Origin of the sequence: Mycobacterium sp. 852013-50091_SCH5140682, assembly GCF_001665685.1 — a bacterium.
GTDB lineage: Bacteria > Actinomycetota > Actinomycetes > Mycobacteriales > Mycobacteriaceae > Mycobacterium.
In genome coordinates, this window is record NZ_LZTB01000019.1 from 1 (window position 1) to 16,487 (window position 16,487).

33 protein-coding genes are annotated in these 16,487 nt (G+C 66.6%); 1 reads left to right on the plus strand and 32 read right to left on the minus strand.

The features are described 5' to 3' along the window. Window positions 1-176: 176 nt before the first annotated feature. From A5784_RS07660 to A5784_RS07715, 13 genes are all read right to left on the minus strand, one after another. Entirely contained in the window at window positions 177-455 is a 279-nt protein-coding gene (locus A5784_RS07660) for a hypothetical protein (protein WP_064943922.1), read from the minus strand. Then, window positions 448-738 carry a hypothetical protein gene (locus tag A5784_RS07665; RefSeq protein ID WP_064943924.1) on the minus strand — a complete coding sequence of 97 codons (291 nt, stop codon included), beginning with the start codon at window positions 736-738 and terminating at the stop codon, window positions 448-450. The genes A5784_RS07660 and A5784_RS07665 overlap by 8 nt, the downstream gene beginning before the upstream one ends. Beyond that, on the minus strand, window positions 735-1,688 hold the full coding sequence (locus tag A5784_RS07670; RefSeq protein ID WP_064943926.1) for a hypothetical protein: 954 nt from the start codon (window positions 1,686-1,688) through the stop codon (window positions 735-737). Before A5784_RS07670 ends, A5784_RS07665 begins: the two co-directional genes overlap by 4 nt. Continuing rightward, a complete protein-coding gene (locus A5784_RS07675) occupies window positions 1,685-2,068 on the minus strand; it encodes a hypothetical protein (RefSeq protein WP_064943928.1) in 384 nt (127 codons plus the stop codon). Before A5784_RS07675 ends, A5784_RS07670 begins: the two co-directional genes overlap by 4 nt. Before the next feature lie 49 nt (window positions 2,069-2,117). After that, the gene (locus A5784_RS07680; protein WP_064943930.1) at window positions 2,118-2,414 is read right to left on the minus strand and encodes a hypothetical protein; all 297 of its coding nucleotides are present in this window, start codon (window positions 2,412-2,414) and stop codon (window positions 2,118-2,120) included. Beyond that, entirely contained in the window at window positions 2,407-2,778 is a 372-nt protein-coding gene (locus A5784_RS07685; RefSeq protein ID WP_064943932.1) for a hypothetical protein, read from the minus strand. Before A5784_RS07685 ends, A5784_RS07680 begins: the two co-directional genes overlap by 8 nt. Continuing rightward, window positions 2,771-3,112 (minus strand): ASCH domain-containing protein, encoded by a 342-nt coding sequence (locus A5784_RS39050; protein WP_232005973.1) that lies wholly within the window; start codon window positions 3,110-3,112, stop codon window positions 2,771-2,773. Before A5784_RS39050 ends, A5784_RS07685 begins: the two co-directional genes overlap by 8 nt. Window positions 3,113-3,260: 148 nt before the next feature. Then, window positions 3,261-3,425 carry a hypothetical protein gene (locus A5784_RS38200; RefSeq protein WP_156750438.1) on the minus strand — a complete coding sequence of 55 codons (165 nt, stop codon included), beginning with the start codon at window positions 3,423-3,425 and terminating at the stop codon, window positions 3,261-3,263. Then, window positions 3,425-4,447 (minus strand): DUF5131 family protein, encoded by a 1,023-nt coding sequence (locus tag A5784_RS07695; RefSeq protein WP_064943933.1) that lies wholly within the window; start codon window positions 4,445-4,447, stop codon window positions 3,425-3,427. Before A5784_RS07695 ends, A5784_RS38200 begins: the two co-directional genes overlap by 1 nt. After that, window positions 4,444-4,734, minus strand: coding sequence for a hypothetical protein (locus tag A5784_RS07700; RefSeq protein ID WP_064943935.1), 291 nt, complete (start codon window positions 4,732-4,734; stop codon window positions 4,444-4,446). The genes A5784_RS07695 and A5784_RS07700 overlap by 4 nt, the downstream gene beginning before the upstream one ends. Next, entirely contained in the window at window positions 4,731-4,928 is a 198-nt protein-coding gene (locus A5784_RS07705; protein ID WP_156750439.1) for a hypothetical protein, read from the minus strand. The genes A5784_RS07700 and A5784_RS07705 overlap by 4 nt, the downstream gene beginning before the upstream one ends. A gap of 70 nt (window positions 4,929-4,998) precedes the next feature. Continuing rightward, window positions 4,999-5,337, minus strand: a complete 339-nt coding sequence (locus A5784_RS07710; RefSeq protein WP_064943939.1) for a hypothetical protein — start codon at window positions 5,335-5,337, stop codon at window positions 4,999-5,001. Next, entirely contained in the window at window positions 5,334-6,278 is a 945-nt protein-coding gene (locus A5784_RS07715; RefSeq protein ID WP_232005974.1) for a DNA adenine methylase, read from the minus strand. The genes A5784_RS07710 and A5784_RS07715 overlap by 4 nt, the downstream gene beginning before the upstream one ends. A gap of 31 nt (window positions 6,279-6,309) precedes the next feature. Between A5784_RS07715 and A5784_RS07720 the strand changes: the two genes are divergently transcribed. After that, complete coding sequence (locus A5784_RS07720) at window positions 6,310-6,555, plus strand: hypothetical protein (protein ID WP_156750440.1); 246 nt, start codon at window positions 6,310-6,312, stop codon at window positions 6,553-6,555. Here the strand turns inward: A5784_RS07720 and A5784_RS07725 are convergent, their stop codons facing one another. The 19 genes from A5784_RS07725 to A5784_RS07815 form a co-directional block, all read right to left on the minus strand. Next, entirely contained in the window at window positions 6,556-7,878 is a 1,323-nt protein-coding gene (locus A5784_RS07725; RefSeq protein WP_064943943.1) for a DNA cytosine methyltransferase, read from the minus strand. Further along, a complete protein-coding gene (locus A5784_RS07730; RefSeq protein WP_197514660.1) occupies window positions 7,878-8,216 on the minus strand; it encodes a hypothetical protein in 339 nt (112 codons plus the stop codon). Before A5784_RS07730 ends, A5784_RS07725 begins: the two co-directional genes overlap by 1 nt. Beyond that, entirely contained in the window at window positions 8,171-8,467 is a 297-nt protein-coding gene (locus A5784_RS07735; RefSeq protein ID WP_156750441.1) for a hypothetical protein, read from the minus strand. The genes A5784_RS07730 and A5784_RS07735 overlap by 46 nt, the downstream gene beginning before the upstream one ends. Beyond that, window positions 8,461-8,706, minus strand: a complete 246-nt coding sequence (locus tag A5784_RS07740) for a hypothetical protein (protein ID WP_232005975.1) — start codon at window positions 8,704-8,706, stop codon at window positions 8,461-8,463. Before A5784_RS07740 ends, A5784_RS07735 begins: the two co-directional genes overlap by 7 nt. Continuing rightward, on the minus strand, window positions 8,703-9,536 hold the full coding sequence (locus A5784_RS07745; protein ID WP_064943947.1) for a RusA family crossover junction endodeoxyribonuclease: 834 nt from the start codon (window positions 9,534-9,536) through the stop codon (window positions 8,703-8,705). Before A5784_RS07745 ends, A5784_RS07740 begins: the two co-directional genes overlap by 4 nt. Further along, the gene (locus tag A5784_RS07750) at window positions 9,533-10,609 is read right to left on the minus strand and encodes a DNA translocase FtsK (RefSeq protein WP_064943949.1); all 1,077 of its coding nucleotides are present in this window, start codon (window positions 10,607-10,609) and stop codon (window positions 9,533-9,535) included. The genes A5784_RS07745 and A5784_RS07750 overlap by 4 nt, the downstream gene beginning before the upstream one ends. Before the next feature lie 25 nt (window positions 10,610-10,634). Then, complete coding sequence (locus A5784_RS07755) at window positions 10,635-10,922, minus strand: hypothetical protein (RefSeq protein WP_064943951.1); 288 nt, start codon at window positions 10,920-10,922, stop codon at window positions 10,635-10,637. 58 nt (window positions 10,923-10,980) lie between these two features. Continuing rightward, window positions 10,981-11,295 carry a hypothetical protein gene (locus A5784_RS07760; protein WP_064943953.1) on the minus strand — a complete coding sequence of 105 codons (315 nt, stop codon included), beginning with the start codon at window positions 11,293-11,295 and terminating at the stop codon, window positions 10,981-10,983. Beyond that, entirely contained in the window at window positions 11,292-12,347 is a 1,056-nt protein-coding gene (recT, locus tag A5784_RS07765; RefSeq protein ID WP_064943955.1) for a recombination protein RecT, read from the minus strand. Before recT ends, A5784_RS07760 begins: the two co-directional genes overlap by 4 nt. A gap of 5 nt (window positions 12,348-12,352) precedes the next feature. Further along, on the minus strand, window positions 12,353-13,366 hold the full coding sequence (locus A5784_RS07770) for a YqaJ viral recombinase family nuclease (RefSeq protein WP_064943957.1): 1,014 nt from the start codon (window positions 13,364-13,366) through the stop codon (window positions 12,353-12,355). Then, window positions 13,363-13,716 carry a microaggregate invasion protein 1 gene (gene mip1 / locus A5784_RS07775; RefSeq protein ID WP_064943960.1) on the minus strand — a complete coding sequence of 118 codons (354 nt, stop codon included), beginning with the start codon at window positions 13,714-13,716 and terminating at the stop codon, window positions 13,363-13,365. The genes A5784_RS07770 and mip1 overlap by 4 nt, the downstream gene beginning before the upstream one ends. Continuing rightward, the gene (locus tag A5784_RS07780; protein ID WP_064943962.1) at window positions 13,713-13,991 is read right to left on the minus strand and encodes a hypothetical protein; all 279 of its coding nucleotides are present in this window, start codon (window positions 13,989-13,991) and stop codon (window positions 13,713-13,715) included. The genes mip1 and A5784_RS07780 overlap by 4 nt, the downstream gene beginning before the upstream one ends. Then, a complete protein-coding gene (locus tag A5784_RS07785) occupies window positions 13,988-14,179 on the minus strand; it encodes a hypothetical protein (RefSeq protein ID WP_064943964.1) in 192 nt (63 codons plus the stop codon). The genes A5784_RS07780 and A5784_RS07785 overlap by 4 nt, the downstream gene beginning before the upstream one ends. Continuing rightward, window positions 14,176-14,559 (minus strand): CDGP domain-containing protein, encoded by a 384-nt coding sequence (locus A5784_RS07790; RefSeq protein WP_232005976.1) that lies wholly within the window; start codon window positions 14,557-14,559, stop codon window positions 14,176-14,178. Before A5784_RS07790 ends, A5784_RS07785 begins: the two co-directional genes overlap by 4 nt. Further along, entirely contained in the window at window positions 14,556-14,813 is a 258-nt protein-coding gene (locus A5784_RS07795) for a hypothetical protein (RefSeq protein ID WP_064943966.1), read from the minus strand. Before A5784_RS07795 ends, A5784_RS07790 begins: the two co-directional genes overlap by 4 nt. 66 nt (window positions 14,814-14,879) lie before the next feature. Then, window positions 14,880-15,329, minus strand: coding sequence for a hypothetical protein (locus A5784_RS07800; RefSeq protein ID WP_064943968.1), 450 nt, complete (start codon window positions 15,327-15,329; stop codon window positions 14,880-14,882). Further along, window positions 15,326-15,736 carry a coiled-coil domain-containing protein gene (locus A5784_RS07805; protein WP_064943970.1) on the minus strand — a complete coding sequence of 137 codons (411 nt, stop codon included), beginning with the start codon at window positions 15,734-15,736 and terminating at the stop codon, window positions 15,326-15,328. The genes A5784_RS07800 and A5784_RS07805 overlap by 4 nt, the downstream gene beginning before the upstream one ends. After that, window positions 15,733-15,924, minus strand: a complete 192-nt coding sequence (locus tag A5784_RS07810) for a helix-turn-helix domain-containing protein (RefSeq protein WP_064943972.1) — start codon at window positions 15,922-15,924, stop codon at window positions 15,733-15,735. Before A5784_RS07810 ends, A5784_RS07805 begins: the two co-directional genes overlap by 4 nt. Continuing rightward, on the minus strand, window positions 15,921-16,487 hold a 567-nt coding region (locus A5784_RS07815), incomplete at its 5' end, for a phage antirepressor KilAC domain-containing protein (RefSeq protein WP_197514661.1). The genes A5784_RS07815 and A5784_RS07810, both read right to left, overlap by 4 nt.

The following is a 16,487-nucleotide window of genomic DNA, read 5'->3' on the forward strand; positions in this document are numbered from 1 at the left end:
CCCCCCCCCCCCCCCCCCCCCCCCCCCCCCCCCCCCCCTTTTTTTTTTCAAGAAGAAGACGGAATACTAGATGCAGCGTAGTCTCGTGGGCTCGGAGATGTGTATAAGAGACAGGATGTCGGGGTTGGGGTGGTCTCGGCATTCCGCGCGGGAGCGCCATGTGGGGTCGGTGGTGGTCATGAGGCTTCGCGCTCCTCGTCTCGGGCCGCTGCCTGGGCGGCTGCGGCTTGTGCGGCGATGCGGGCAGCGATACGGGCCTGCAGCGCGGGGCTTTGGTGGGTGAGGTGCCAGTGCTCGCCGCACGGGCACATGTAGGGGTAGAGCCGGTCTTTCTTCTCCCCCGCGGGTGGCCGTCGACGCCGTTGGTAGCGGTTGGCTTTGGCTTTCGAGCGGTAGATGCGCTTCTCCGGCGTCGGGCACACAGCAGCCTCGGACTCGGCCTCGTGGTCATCCATTGGTCACCGCCTGCGGTGGCTCCGGATCGGGGAGCTGCAGTGCAGCCAGGCGCAATTGGTCGCGTAGTTCGTTGAGGCAGTAGGGGGCTACGGCGCGGATCTCGGCGGCCAGCTCATAGTTGTCAGCGATGGATTTGGCGAAGTTCTCGGCCATTTGCGCGGCGAGTTCAAGGCCGTTGCGTACGCCGTCCTGGTGGGCGGCCAGCCACAGTGCGCTGACTCGTTCGTTGATCGCTGTGACCGCTGCCATGGCGTCGCTCTGAGGCACGTCGGGACTCGTCATAGAGGGATCTCGCTGAACAGGTCTGGTGACGGCCTGGTGACCTCGGACGGAGGCTCGACTGCCGGGGCCGGTGCTGGTCGCGGTGGTTTGGCCGGGCGGCCGGCCTTGCCGAGCTCTGTGAGCGCCGCGCCGAGCCGGTCGAGCGCGCCTTGGGTGTTCTTGACGGGGTTGGCCCACCGGTCGGTCAGTGCCGACGTGGCGCGTTGCACGTCGCCGAACGCTCTGACGGCGGCGGCGATCTCGCTGATCTGCGCGAGCGTGACTTCGCCGCTCCACCCGTACCGGCCTGACGTTCGGTCGGTGGCCGCGGTGAAATCGATCTTGGCGCCGAGTGCCTGTTCGATCTGGGTGAGGCGCTCGCGGATCTGGGTGGCGTCGTGCTGGCCACCGGCGGCCAGGCGGCGGTCGACGGCGGCAGCTACCTGTTTGTCGAAGTCGCGGCGCGCGTCTTCGCGGGCGGCGCGGCGCAGGGCCTCGGCGGCTTGGGCGCGCAGGGTGTCTTGGCGGGCCATGATGCTGCGCACCGCATTCCACGCTGGCCGGTGCACGCGCGGGTCTTTCCGGACGGCCGGGGTGTGGACTTGCATGCGGTTCTTCGAGCGCGGGCTGGGGCTCATGAGGCCCCATCCGGCGGGTAGCTCGTGCTCGTGGACGATGGCGGGATCGTTGACGACGAGCCACCATTCGTGGCATTCGTCGGCCCAGGCGTCGGCCTTGCCGGGCTTGTTCAGTTCGTTGAGCCAGTCGCTGCGGCTGATCTTGAGTTCGTGGCCGATGAGGATTCGGCCGCTGCTGCTGGTGAATCCGACGTAGACGGCATCGGCGCGGCTGCCGCTGCCCCATCCGCCGTTCTGGCCGACCTCGGGGAGGAACACGCCGCCGGGCATGGGCGCTGAGGGTTTGATGTAGTGCCGCTCGAGTTGGGCGAGCAGGTCGCTGGTGGCGCTCATAGGTCGAGGTCCACGGCGTCGGCGGCGAGCCGTTCGATGGCGGATGGTGGGCGCGGCGGGACCGGTGGCTCGTAGCCCTCGGGCAGCACGGCCCGCGCGGTGATCACCAGTTGTGTGCCGGGCGGGAAGTCCTTGGACCAGGCGCGGAAGCCTGGCCCCCAGATGTATCCGCTGCTCCCCCAGTACGTGCCGATCAAGTTGCCGGTGCGGTCCGAGAACTCCTCAGCAGACGGCTCGGTGACGTGTGTGACCTCCAGGTTGTGCACCGACAGCACCTGTTCGGGGTTGGCATGGCGTGAGCACTTCCACGGTGGTTGCCCGGCCTCGCGGCGTACCGCATCGGCGTAGTCGCGCTTGTACTCGTAATTCGTGATCGACACTTCGCGGCAACCCTCTTCGGCGCAGCGTCGCGTCCGGTCGTATCCACGCCTAGCCATTGGTGCGCTCCCACCTGGTGGTCCACGCGGTGCCGACGAACGGTTCGAGCATCGCGGCGTGGTCGGGCACGTCCACCGCGGCGAACTCTGCCCGCGTGTAACGCGTATCGCCGATCAACCACACCTTCTCGTCGTCCTCGAAGCACACGGCGAAGTCCTGTGTCAGGCCGAGCGTTTCGACGATCAGGTCAGCGAGGTTCTCACTGCTCAGCGATTCCTTGCCGCCGAACGCCTGGGCACGGTCGAGGACTTCGGCGATGCGCTCGCTCAGGTTGGCCTGATCAGGCATGGTGGTTCCCCTCGGTCGATTGAGGTGCTTGGGGCGTGTGGATCACATGGGCTGGCAACCGGATATCGCTGGACAGTTCTTCGATTTCGCTGCCCGCGGCCCACCACGAACGCGTCCCGAGGTAGCTCTTGCCGTTGCGCTGCCAGGCGCATTCGGCGTCGTCGACGATCACCACCCCGTCCGGTAGCGCATCAAGTTGCTCCACGGTGTCGATACGCACCGGACGCAGGCGCCGCACTTCGGCGATCAGCGGGCGGTGGGCGTCGACGATGCGGCCCAGCTTCTCGCTCGCGCGGGTGCCGTCGGATATGTACACCAGTCCCCTGGTGGAGTTTTCGAGTTCGTCGAGGTCGAGATCAGACATAGCGCCACTCGATTCGCGTGACGGTCGACTCGGGCCGGCAACCCTTGTGGGAGTCGCAGAAGAACCGCACGAACTCGGCCGGCGTCATGTGGGGGAAGCCTTCGCGGGCGCAGTCGTCGGCGGTGATGGTGTCAAGCTGTTCCCGCCGGACCGAGACGACTTCGACGTCGGTGATCCGCACCAGCGGCTCACCCTTGCGGCGACCCATCACCTTCCGGCACAACGTCAACCGGTCACCTGGCTTGAGGATCCGCCAGCCCATCCGGCGGGTCACGTCCTTGGTGCGGGCCACCACCTGGTCCTCGGTGAGCGACACCGACATCAGCCGCGCCATCAGCAGGCCCCGTCGCAGAGGCAGCCGCCGCAGTCGCCGCAGCAGCCGTCCTCGTTCACGCCGTAGCGGCCCGCCGCGCACTCGGTGGTCGACGTGCCGTCGTCTTCTACGCCGCCGCCGCAGCTCTCGCAGTCTCGGTCGGCCATGGTCAGTCCTCCCCTTCGGTTTCGTCGGCGGGTGGTTCCCAGCCGGGGCAGTCGCACATCTCGTCGAGGTCAGCCCCGGGTCGTAGGTGGCAGCAGGCGGTGTGCACCACGCCGTCGCCGTGGTCGTCACGCCCGTGATCGCAGAGCGCGCACACGGTTTCGTCCATCAGCCGGCCACCTCCGGGTACTCGTCCCAGGTGCGGCCGTCGAGCTCACGGCCGGCGCGCGCCTTGCCGACGCGGCGCATCGCGGTCCAGCCGCCGTGCCCAGCGCGGAACGGGTTGAACGGGTTATCCGGCGTCAGCGCCGTCCCGCCCGACAAGTGCATCGCGCACCGTTTGCCATCGCGGGCATCACGAGGCACGTTCAGCACCCGATAGGCCTCATCGATCCCTAACTCCGGGTCGGCGGGGTACTCGGTGACGTCCTCGATCCACTCGCCGTGCTGCTTGTGCAAGTACGCCACGCCAGCCGCTTGGCATTGGTCGCGAATCGAGCGGAACCACTGCGGGTGAGCAGGTCTCGCGCCCGGCCCCGATTCGCCGCCGGTGATCACCCAGTCGATGCCAGTCAGATCGATGTCATCCATCGGGCCGAGCAAAGGCTCACACGAGAAGAATCGGACAGCCGCCTGGGTTTCGCGCAGCGCGTCACCGCGGATCTTGGCCCAGCGCGCATCCTCGGCGCTGACTCCGAGCCACACGTTGCTCAGTGGCCAGCTCTCATGCTGGGTGCGCGGATCGTCGGTGGCGAGGTCGTCGGCGTAGTCCTCGACCCGTACGCGAAAGTCTTTGGACGACAGCAGTGACCGCATTCGAGCGTGCCGTTTGGTGAGTACTTGGAAGGTGTGCCAACTGGCAACAGCCATGACCCCGAACACCGCTGCGATGTAGTCGTCGGGCACCTGGTCGTGGAACAGATCGGACTGCGCGTTGACGAAGATCCGCCGAGGACGACTCCACGACAGCGGCAGATGCAGCCTGTCAGCAACAAGGTTGACCTGCCCGGTCCACTCACCACCAGATTCGGTCCCGGCGTAGGGTTCCCGAACTTTCGGGTTCGGGTTCGCCTGCATCCGATGCGCTGTCCGGATCGCGTAGCAGTGATCGCACCCTGGCGACACCTTGTCGCAACCAATGATCACGTTCCATGTCGCGTCCGACCATTCGATCTTGGTGTTGTCGCTCATCGTTGAGCCTCCGCAGCGTCGACCGCGGCGAGCAGGGCGGCGGCGAGATGTGGGGACTCATCGAGGGTGAAGAACCGGTAGGCGCCGAAGCCGTTGGGCGCGTACTGCCGAACGCCTGAGTCGCGGAACTGGAATTCATCGGCAATGTCTTCCGGCTTCGGCAGCTCCACCACTGCGATGCGAGCATCCTTGAGCGCGGCGAGGATATCGCGCGCCAGGTCGCCGGTCTGGAAGCCGAGCAGGGTGCTCGCGGCTTCGCTGATGACAGTTTCGATGCGGTCGCTCATCGCCGATTCCGTTCGTCGATCTCGATGGCGCCGAGTGCGCCGAGTGCGAGAGCTGCACGCAGTGCCGCGCCCATGGTTGAGTACTCGCGCGCCGACTTGGCCAGCGTTGCGTGGTTGCCGGTCGAAGTGATCCACCAGATCCACTTGCCGTCCATCGTTTCCTGTGCGTACACAGACGCCTTCGGTCGATTCATCGTGTTCTCCTGGTCCACATTGATCCGGTGATACGGCGTCGATTTCGGTGTTGGAGTAGTGATTCCGCGGTCATCGGTCGGCCTCCGGCGGCCAGCCACCGAGAGCGTCGACGCGGCTGATCAGCTCATTGAGCAAGGTGCGCGTGAGAGTCCAAGGTTCGCCGCTCGGGTCTTCTCGGACCGCACCGGCAATCCACGTCGCGGCGGCGTGCAGAAGCCTGACCGTCTCGTGGTCAGCCTCCTGTGGGACCGTTGCCCTACGCTCGGCCTCCCGCTGCACCTCGGCCACGTGCTCAGCCCAATCCCGCGCCGTGCGCACGATCCGCCGGCATCCGCAGCGAGAGTGCACACCATCGAAGAACGGACCCTGATGCACGTACAGGACCGCGGCCAGCTCCTCGGGGGTCACGATGCACCACCGCCGAAGTCGAACAGCGACCGCTGATCACTGATCGGACGGTTGGACCAAATCACCTCGGTGCGGCCCTGATTGGTGCCATTGCCCTGACCGGTCATGTGCGGGATCTCGATCCGGTCCCACCCCTTCAGCGCGGTCTCGTAGAGATCGGACGGATAGCCGGACAGCACCACCGACGCCTGGCAGCCCATGAGCGCCCAGAGCAGCTCGACGTGGTCGCCGTGCTCGGGCATGTCGACCCGGTACCCGTTGCCGCCGCCGCGCGTGCTGCGGGTGGCGCCGAGATAGGGCGGGTCGACGTAGAGGCAGCACTTCGGGTGCGCGCCATAGGACTCGATGATTTCGAGGGCAGGTTTGCACTCCAGGCTGACGTGGTGGAGACGCTCGGCGGCGGCAGCCATCCGGTCGACATACGCGGCGAGGTAGCCCGGCATCCCGGTCGAGTTGCCGCCCGGGTTCACGTAGTACCGCCACCCAGTGCTCGATCGCATCGTGCCACCACGGGATTGCGTGATCTGCACCCAGACGAGGCGGGCGATCTCGACGTCATCGAGGCCGTCGAGGCTCGTGCCGCGGATCCTGTCACGCGTGAGCATGTGCTCGGCGCGCGCGTGCGGCGTGAGCGCGCACACCCGGGCCAGCTGCTCCGGTTGGTTGCGCAGTACTCGCCAGAACGTCATCAGTAGACCGTCGAGATCGTTGACAGTTTCCATCCGACTCGGGCGCTTCGCGAGCAAGACGGAGAGGCCTCCCGCGAACGGCTCAACGTAGTGCTCGTGCGCCGGCAGCAGCGCGGCGATCTTGTCGGCCAGCCGTGTCTTGCCGCCGTAGTAGGCCATGGGCGGGGCGGTCACATCGGCCCCCATATCCAGCACGCGGCGGCCAGTAGCCAGCAGCCCACGATGGCCAGGTGGTAGCGCCAGCTCGGCCACGCTGTCGCCACCCGGCGGTACCGTGCCGCCCATGAGCTGCCCCACCGATGCTGACTGGTCTTGGTACCGGTCAGCGATGGTGCAGATTGCGCCGCACGCGTGGGTCGCGACACTGCCGATGAGCTGCCCACGCTGCGGGCTCGCCTGGTCGCACAACGGGCTGACACCGATCCGCGGTCAGGTCCACCGCGGCCGTGGTCACCCACCAGACGCGCAGGTAGCCACCACCAGCTATCAGTGCGCCGAATGCGGCCACACCAGCTACGACGAACACTGATCACGCGACCACCCCGAGCGACTCGGCCACGACACCGACGAGATCCCGCGCCGCCGGCGGAGTGACCGCGTTACCCGCCAGCTTCACCTGTTCCCGACGATCACCCAGGACCACGTAGTCGGACGGAAAGTCCATCGCCGCAATGATTTCCCTGGGCTCCAGCATCCGGAATCGCACATCACGCAGGTCGACGGTCGGCTGGTCCGCGGTCAGCAGCGACTGATGGCCAGTCGTCGTCACGGTCCGGATCGGCTCGGCGACCGGGGTGGACATCTGCCCTTGGTCACCGCGCGCGGTGTTGTTCCGCATGATCAACGCGTGCTTCTCCACGGTCGACATAGTCGACACCGGCTGGGCGTGCTTACCGGCGCGCCCCTCCACCGGCACCAGCAGCGGCGCCCAGTAACGGTCGATGCCGGCGCGGACGCGTTCCATCGTCGACGGTGCGAGCGGCAACCACACCTCTTCGCCCGTGGCGGCCTTGATGACGAACTTTTTCAGCGGCCGGTCGTAGAGCAGCTTGCCCTCCAGCGACCAGTCGATGATCTCCTCCGCGGCCCGCACGCCCGGCTCTACCGTCGCGTTGCGGCACGACGTGTTGGGGCACCGGTAGACGTACTGGCGGCGATAGTTCGCCTTGGGTGATGCGCCCGGCTTGAATGCCTGCATCGCCCGCACCGGGCCGCACTTCGGGCAGATGGCCTCTGGCCGGGTGACGCGCTCGACGTCGGGCCGCGGGTTGCCGCGGCGCCAGAAGAGCACGTACATCCGATCGCGGGACTGCGGGGCGCCGAGCCCGAGCAGCTGCGCGTGCATGCTGTTCAGGAACACGATCTGGTGGTCGTAGCCCATGTTGTCCATCGCGGACAGCCAGGACCGGAACAGGCAGCCCTTGTCGGGTGACCACTCGGGCGCCCATTCGATCGCGTCCACGACGTTCTCGACGATGATCGACCGGTAGCCGTGCGCCTCGGCGAACCGCGGCACGTCCCACATCGTTGCCCGAGACCGCTCGGCCGCCTCGTCCGGCAGCGGCGCTTCCTCGGTGAATAGGTCCGCCTGGACCAGCTTTTTCTTGCCCTTGGCCACACTGTGATTCGTGCATTCGGGCGACGCCCAGAGGATGTCGGTGCGTGGGAATCGCCGCGGGTCGGTCTGCGAGATGTCGGCGCAGAGGTGGTCGGCGTCCGGGTGATTGGTGTTGTGGGTCTCCACCGCGAGATCCCAATGGTTCGAGGCGATCCGGACCGAGACGCCCGGGACCGCAATGGCCCCGGTGCTCGATCCGCCAGCGCCGCAGAACAGATCAGTGAGGGTCAGCATCACACCGCTCCGAACAGTGCGAGCTCATCCGATGCTGGCTGCTCGGCGGGGTTGGCGTGCAACATAATCTGCCCTTCCGGGGTGAGGCGGAATCGGCTCAGGTTGTCGCCGGGGATCCGCTCGATCAATCCGCGCGACGCGAGTGTGTCGGCGGTGTAGCCCGAGACGCGCGGGAAGCCATCGGTGTCAACCGATTCGAGCGCGAACAGGAACAGGCGTTTCCGAGACGCCTCCAACTCCCGCTGCTGGGCGGCTCGCCGCTCATCGATGAGATCGTCGTACGTCGCTGCCATCACGCATCCGCCTCGTCGATCGCGCGGATGGTCGGGCACGGCCATTTATCGGCGCATTCGATGCACAGCGTGGTCTCGCGCTCGTGCAGTGCCCGGACCGCGTTGAGTGCCCGCGTCTGCCGCTCGGCGAGCTGCCTGGTGGCCAGCACCGCGTCGGCCGCGCTCAGTACGCCGATAACGGAGCCGCGATCGATGGCCTCCAGCACGCTGCCGATGCCCGCGTCGTATCGGGCCGGGACGTCTGGGTTCTCGCCGAGCGGTTCGGACTGGTCTTCGCAGGTGTTCATGGTCAGCACCCACTCGCCTGAGCTTCAACGGCTTTGACGCGGTCCAACCGCTCGGCATAGTCCTGGGCGTCCTCTAGCGATGCGAACGCCCGCCCCTCGGGCAGTGCCAACATCGAGACTCCGTCATGGCCCCGGCCGTTCAGGATCCACTCCTGGCCGATCCGTTCGATGCGGTACTCGCCACGCGCCCCGCCAAACCAGGTGTACGTGTCCACGATGTGCTCGTGGCTCCTCCACTGCGGCCTCACAGGTCGTCGCCTCCTTCCAGGTGCCTCATCGGCTTGGGATCAGCACGCCAGCAGGTCCGGCATCGGCCGCCACGACGATGGGCCAGCTCGGCGCCGCAGTTCGTGCAGCGTGAAAACGGCCGCGCGGCACTCCGTTTCTTGTCGCGCAGGTGGTCGTATCGGCATTGCTCGGAGCAGAGCTTCTGCGCGTGATTGACCCGCTTGAACAGCTGCTGGCACTGTGCGCATGGCACCAGCTCGGCCAAAGACCCTGGCGCGCCGGGAACCTTCACCCGGCAGGCCGGCGAGCAGGTCTTGGGTGGCTTGCCGTTGCAGTCGTCGAGGTAGATCGGTCCGCCGCACACCTGGCAAGCGATCACCGCATCGGTGCCGCGCCGCATCGTGCTGCTGTGTTCGCCGACGACGATCACGGTGCGCGGGTAGGCCGCGTCGAGCTCGATGAGGCCCATGACTGCGGTGCACTGCGAATCGTCCGCCCACAGAATGCCGTTGGCGGCGTCGCACACGTGCTTGAGCAGGTTGTCGGTGTCGATGCGCTGCCGGTTTGGTCGGTAGAACAGGCACCCCAGGCCGACGTTGCCGGTGAAGGGGCTGGCGACGCTGGCGCGGAGATAGGACGCCGTGCGCTTCTCCGCGTCCTGGTCTTCCGGCTTGGAGTACGTCCGGCCGTTACGGGTGAATCGTGGCCGCGACTTCGACCAGGGCGCACCCGGAATCGTGACCATGCACATGGTGTCCGCGGTGTCACTCAGTCCGAGGCTGTCGAACATGTCCAGCATCCGCTCGACGTCGGCCCGCAGGTCAACCGCTGGCAGTGTCGGGGCCGTCACTCCCCTGCCCCCGACTTCTCATCGAGCGCGGCGTACGCGCCGGCCAGATCGTCCGGTTTGAACAGCACCGCCCGTGCCACGCTGCCGTTCGCCTCGCCGACGATGCCGGCGGCCTCCAGTTCGTCGAGCAGACGAGCAGCCCGCGCGAACCCGACCTTCAGCTTGCGCTGCAGCATCGACCCCGAACCCATCTGCGTGGACACCACTAGCTCGACGGCCTGGCGGAGCTCCGTGTCCCAGTCCGCTTCGGTCTTCGCCGCGGCGTCGGCGATGATCTCGCCGAATTCACCCTGCGGGTTTGGCGCCACGACCGTGACACCGCTGGCCTTCATGTCACGCAACGCCTTCAACAGGTCACTGTCGGGCGCCAGGACAGGTTCGATACTCGGCCCGTCTGTCGGATCCCCTGGGACCGGTGTGCCGGGCATGGCGATACCGATCCACGTGTCGCCGATCTGCACGATCTGCAGCAGCCGGTTCGGCGACCGGAACATCTGGATCTGCATGTTGCGGCGCCTGGCCACGGCCACGAGTGGAGCCAGCACCGTCGCCGACCACAGGGTCAGCGGTACCTCGGCGTAGTCCTCTTTCGTGACGAACGTGTTGGTGCGGATCCGGTGCACGATGCTGATCGGGAACTTCGACTCGTGGTGCGCGTGGAATTGAAACTCGTTGTCGGAGTCGAACAGTGCTGGCGTCTCAGCGAGCGTGACCGTCCAGCCGGGGTGCTCGTCGTCCTTGCCGTCCTCCGGCGGGTCGGCGAGCGCCAGGCTGATGTCGACGGTGTGCTGGTCGCCTTTGATTTTCTTCCACGATTTGATCAGCGAGAGCACGTTGGCGACCGACTCGCACGGCCACACCATGGGGTCGATGCGTCCATCGCACGGAATCCATGTGTGACCGAGCACGTACTTGTTGGTGGACGATGCAGCGAGTAGGTCGACGTCGCTGGGTTCGTCGCGCCAGGGAGCTCGGGTGGTGGTGAGGTGCACGCCGCCGAAGTCGTTGCTGGCGGTCTGCAACGCATCGGTCAGGATGTCGATCAGTTTCGTGGTCGCCACGGTGATGCTCACGGGGGTTCCTTTCCGAGGATGGGAGTTACAGGCGGTCGCCTGTGGCACTGCGGGTTTCGATGGGCCAGCGGCGGACCAGTTGCGTGAGCCGTTGACGCTGGGCGCCCGGGTCCGGGTCGTCGAAGTCGGCATAGTCGGGCTCGTCGAACAGGTCGGGCCACCACGGGGATTGGGCGAGCTGAGCGTGCAGTTCGGCCAGCCGGAGCTTGAATGCGACGTGGGGCAACTTCGGCGCCACCTGCGGGTCGGCCTGCTCCAACTCAGCCAGCAGCTCGTCAGCACGCTGGTAGTGCTCAGCGGGGGTCATCGTCATCGGAAGACCCACCCGAAGACGACGAACAGCGCGATCCACGCCGCGGCTTCGGCCCACGTCATTTCGACGCCTCCGCGGTCTTCGCGACGCGGTTGCGCGCCTTCGTCAACTGGCCCTTCGTGACGGCGTGCGACGCCCGCTCGGCCCGCAACGACTCATCCCGATTGGCCAACAGGCGCTCCAGCCGGTCAGCTCGCTCCTGCTGTTTCTCCGCTTCGGTCTTGCCGTTGAACACGTTGATGTGGCCCGCCGGGCAGTAGAAGTCCCTGTGGTCCTGGCGGCGCCTGTTCGCCATGTCGTCGGTGATGCCGAAGGGCACACCGCACGTGGCGCAGTGAATCAGGCTGAGCGTCTGGTCGTATGTGAGGCTCATGCGCCCGGCCCGTCGAACAGTGAGATAACCGCGGCGGCTTCGTCGTACGTCACATCCGCCGTACGCCTGGCCTTCACCCCGGCCGCATCACCGAGGTAGGAGAACCACTCGTCTTCGGAGTCGTACTTCTCCGACTTCTGGATCTGCGCCATGCGGTCCAGCTGCTCCCTGGATGCCATCTGCACAGCGGTGTCCTGGGCTGGGCCGGTCACGTCGATCGATTCCCGCCGCTCCTCCTGCGGTTCATCCACCGGGTCGCCGATCACTTCGCCGTCGATGTGCGTCGGGGTATCGATCGCGCCCGCGGCAAGATCCACCCGGACACTGCCGTCGTTGTCCATCGCTCGCTGCATCTCGGTCGACTTCGGCATCAACGCCATCAGCCGCAGCAGCATCGTCTTCTGCCCCATGGCGTCGAAGTGATCCCGCCACGGGCCCACAATCTGGCCTTCACGGTTTCGGGCCATCGCGAACTTGTCGCGGTGCCTCTCCATGTCCGCGACAGTCATCGGATCGGTCAGCGAGTAGCCACCGTTGGCCAGCCTGCCTACCGCGTAGAACAGCTTCGTGTCGCCGCGCTCACCGTCCAGGCAAGGCTTGTGCAACCACTTGTCCTCGGCGGCACCGTATTCGACCTCGAACAGGTCGTTGGCGTACACGATCCTCGAGTGCAGCGACGCGATGCGGTCCGACCTGTGGCCCAGCTCGACGTACCCCTTGTAGCCGATGATCAACTGGGCCCGCTGGCCACGAGTCTTGTTGTCGTAGAACGGCAGAATCCACGCTTGCCCCAAGGCCCCCACACCAGGCCGCAGACCCAACTGAGCGCACGTCATCGCCGCACCCAGCACCGACGGAATGTCACACTGGGCCAGCTTCGGTGTCTGCTGCATGCAGGTCATGACGTCGCGGATCAGCTGCACCGCCTCCACACCCTTCGGCATGGCGCGTTGAAATTGTTCCTGCATCTTCACCAACTGCTGGCGGAGATCCTTGCCGTCGGCCTGCTGTGCGACCGACTGCCTCGCGCGCTGCGCCAAATCACGTGCCATGGTGGTTATTTCCCTTTCGGTAGGTAAACGGACGCCGCCTGATAGCGGCGGTACAACTCGGGGTCCTCGGCCTTGAGCCGGTCCTTGTCGATCACCTCGACCTTGTGGAGCCAGCCGGCGTCGTCCTGCTCCTCGCGGAATGCCTTTTCGCGGAAGATGCCGCGCCGCAGCGCAACCAGTTTTCGGCCGGCCGCGTCGGTGATGGCGTCGGCTCCCTGCAACAGGTCGGTCAACTGGTTGACGGCCTGCGCCTTCTCGGATTTCGCCGACTTCTCGGCGTCGAGCGCCGATCGGTAGGCGACCATCGCGGCCTCAACCTCGGGCAGTCGCTCGTCGTCCAAAACTTCGATGACGTCGAACCGGCGCGGCCAGCGCGCGGCGATCGCCTCGGCGGTCGCGTCCGACCCGTCGATGGGCGGGGCCACGTCCGGCACGATGTACGTGTCCCACAGGTGCTGCTCTGCAGCGTTGATCGTGGCGATTAGCTCGTCGTCGCGCGGCACGTACTCCCACCGCAGCCGGTTCCCACCGATCAGGCCAGCGACGTAAGCGCCATCCGCGCCCGTGACCGCGCACCCGTGCTGGATCTGCAGTTCTGCGTGGTCAGGGACCTCCCCGTCCTCCCAATCGTGAGCCAGCCACGCGGACGCGTTCTTGATCTCAACCAGGGCGTTCTGGTCGAGGATCAGACCGTCGGGGTTGTACAGCTGCCACGGCCGCTCCAGCGACCGCAGCGTCGGGCACTCCACGATGTCGACACCCAGTCGACGCGCGAGCTCGGCGCGGATGACGGGCTCCAGCAGGGTGCCCCACATCATCGCCTCGGTCTCGTCGTCCGGCCGCGACTTGCCCGTCTTGTCAGCCCACACCGAGAACGGCGAACCGTACTTCCCCAGCCCCAGCACGGCCGAGCAGTCCGACGATCCGATACCGGTGCGGCGCAGCTCGAGCCACTCTTCGCGGTCCTTGTAGTGGCCGGCCAGTTCGGCGAACTCGGCCCAGAACGGTGCGACGGTCATCGGTAGTCGGCTCCCCCGTAGCGCACGTCGTCCACATCTCCGCACATGCCGGCCGATTGCCTACTGGCGATGCCGGTTGTGGCCCGGTCCATTTCGCTCAGCTGGTGGTTTGCCCTTGCCCACTCGTCGGCCTCGAATTCGTACGCCATCACCGATTCACCCCTTGCTTGGTCTTCTGATTCCTCTGTCCACCAGTCGTCGGGGTCCGGGTGGACGCGGAAACCCCAGGCGATGACCGCCAGCGCGGCGAGAACCGTGGCGGTTACGAACAATTCGCGCCACAGCGCCAGGTACGCGATGGCGCCGACGAGTCCGAACGCCCAGGCGGCCAACCACAGTGCCCGCGTCACGACGCCACCGCCGACATGTGCCGGCCCACGCGCGACTCCGTGATGGCCTCGACGCGCTGCTGCAGCGCCCCGATACCCTCGTCGGGATTCACGAAAGCGGCCAGCGCCATGGTGATCTGGGCGTACTTCGCGGGGTACCGCTGCGCCAGCAGCCGCAGCTCCTCGAACAGCCGACGAGGGTCGTCGTCGCGGATCTTCACCGCTAGCCCCAGCGCGACGTCGGCGACGCGATCCAGGTTCGAGTCGAGTGTCTGGTCAACGACGGGCGGCTTCATTGCGCACCGCCCAGGTCTGCGACGGTGCGGCTGAACCTGTTGGCGCGGTGCATGCCTTTGTACCTGCGGCCGCGCTTCGGCGGCAGAATGATCCCACCGCCAGGCACCGAAACCGCCTGGTGCAGACGGAGAGCAGCCACGGTTGCGTCGAAATCGGCCGGCGTCCACACCGGCTGCAGCGCCGTCATCGGATCGCCACCGATCCGGTTGGCAGCCAACCCGGCTCATCCGGCAAAACCGTGGCGTCGGTGACCGCGTATTCCTCGTAGCGCGCGACGCTGTCACCGACCGAGTAACCACCCGAGCAGGACCAGCGGTAGCAGGACACCGGCACGTAATGCGCTGGCGTCCAGTACTGCCGAGTGCGCCACCAACTCCCGTCAGCGCGGCGGGGGCCGTCGCAGATGGTGCGCTTCTGCCCCCACGCCAGCAGGCCAGGCGCGGCGATCGTCTCGCAACCCACGTTCGGTGAGGCCTTCGCGCCGGTGGCCCATAGGGTTCCGACGGCCGCCAGGATGGCGCCGTACACGATGAGCGCCAGGACGCGGCGCACCACCCGCGCCGTCACGCTGCAGCCTCTGCGCGAACGGCGTTGACGTGGGCGATGATCAGATCCCACTGCGCCGCGGAGAACGACATCGAAGACGACCCGCCGCCGCCACCGATGTGGATGGTGACCCTGCCGTCGTCGTCCATCGCGGCATACACGTCTACTCGGTCGTTCATGTAGAGGGTGGTACCGAGATGACCTCTGCTGCCGAAGGGTTCGCGCTCGGTGTGGCGTATCAAGCCGTCGATTGGGGTACGGTCGATGCCTGGCACTGGTGTTCCTTTCGATGGGGTGTTACTGGTGTCGAGGGCTCCGAGCTGGTGACGCAGCACGGGGCCCTACTTCTTGGTGATCGAGTAGTCGGAGAGCAGATCGCTGGCGATCTCGTCGTAGGTCGCGTCGACCGCCATGCCGCGTCGCAGGCAACTGACCTGAATTCCGGTGATGTGTGCAGCGAGGTCCGCGTGACCGACCGAAAGCAGTGCCGCCCGATAGGCATTCACCGCGACCCCGGCAACCATCGAAGGCGTGCAACCGATCAGCGCGGCATCGTTTTCCGGTCGATCGACCCACTCCATGACGGCCCGGCACGCGGCGGTCACAGCGTCGGAATCAGCCGGCAGCACCGCTTCGTCCACGAACTCGTCAGGCACCATCGCATCAGCCAGCCCGGCGGCGTCGAGGTAGTCGCCGGCCTCACGCTCAGAAAACCCCGTGCGCAATTCGGCGCGCGCCTGGTTGACCGCGTCGATGAAATCGGCTGCGCCACGCAACAGGTGGGTGATCACGGCGCCACCGCCGCAGCGCCGCGTCGACCCTCGACAGGCTCCTTACCCAGGAACTCCACCCGCTCCAGCAGGTCCTCGTTCTCGGTGGTCAACTCGTCGACACGGACCCGCAACTCGTCTCGCTCATCGCGGATCTGCTCACGATCAGCGATCAGTTCACTCATCTCGCGGGCCATGACGGTGTTCGCCTCGTGCGCGAATCGCAGCAGCGGGGCGAAATTGTCGTGCTCGGCCAGAACGTCGGCCAGTTCCTCGCGGGTCGCCTGCAGTTCCGCAATCGCCGCGTCGTAGGTGTCCGGCAGCGGTGCCTGCGTGGCGGACAGGCCGTTACGGCGCTGCGCAGCGCCCGAGAACGGGCGGTTGTGCGCCTCGATCGCCATACCCAAACCAGTGATGCAGGTGCTCATGCCGATACCTGCGTGTGCTCGGCGATGAACCGATCCACCTCAGCCCGGGTCACCAGGCGGCGTGAACCGACCCGCACCCAACGCAATTCACCCTTATCGAACAGTCGGTAGACGGTCGCTGCATGCACCCGAAGCAGCTCCGCCGTCTCCGGGATTGTCAGCAGCAACTTTTCGATGAGCGCGGTCACGATGCCGCCACCAATGCGGGGTCGTCGCCGCCGCCCAGGCGCTTGTGCAGCTCCGCCAGGCCCTTCGGCGTGATCCGCACCGACGGCGGAGGCACCTCCATCTCACCGGTGCGCTCGTTGAGGTACGGGCGGTTGAGCTTCTCGGCCAGGCGACCGGTCTGGATCTGCGTCTGGTACGGCTTCCACGCACCGTTCTCCCGGTAGATCCAGCCTTCGGCCTGCATGAACTTGAACAGACGCTGCTGGCCGATCTCGATGTTCGGGTCGCGCGACAGCACCTTGGCGGCGTCGCGCACCATGTAGTCGCCCTGCGAGCTGGCCATGTGCTGCCACGCCGACGCCGGCGCCTCGAGTTCCTTTGCGCGGCCTTCGGCTTCGATGCGAGCAGCGTGCTCGCGGTCGGCGCGGTCTTCGGCGTCGATGACCATCTGCGCCAACTCGCGCTTCGACGGCAGCGCGATGACCGGAGCCACGGTGGCGCGCTCGGCGAGCATCTGCCGCATCGCGTAGAACCCGGCGACAAGACGCTTGCGGAAGTCGAACACCACCTTGCTTCCTCCAAG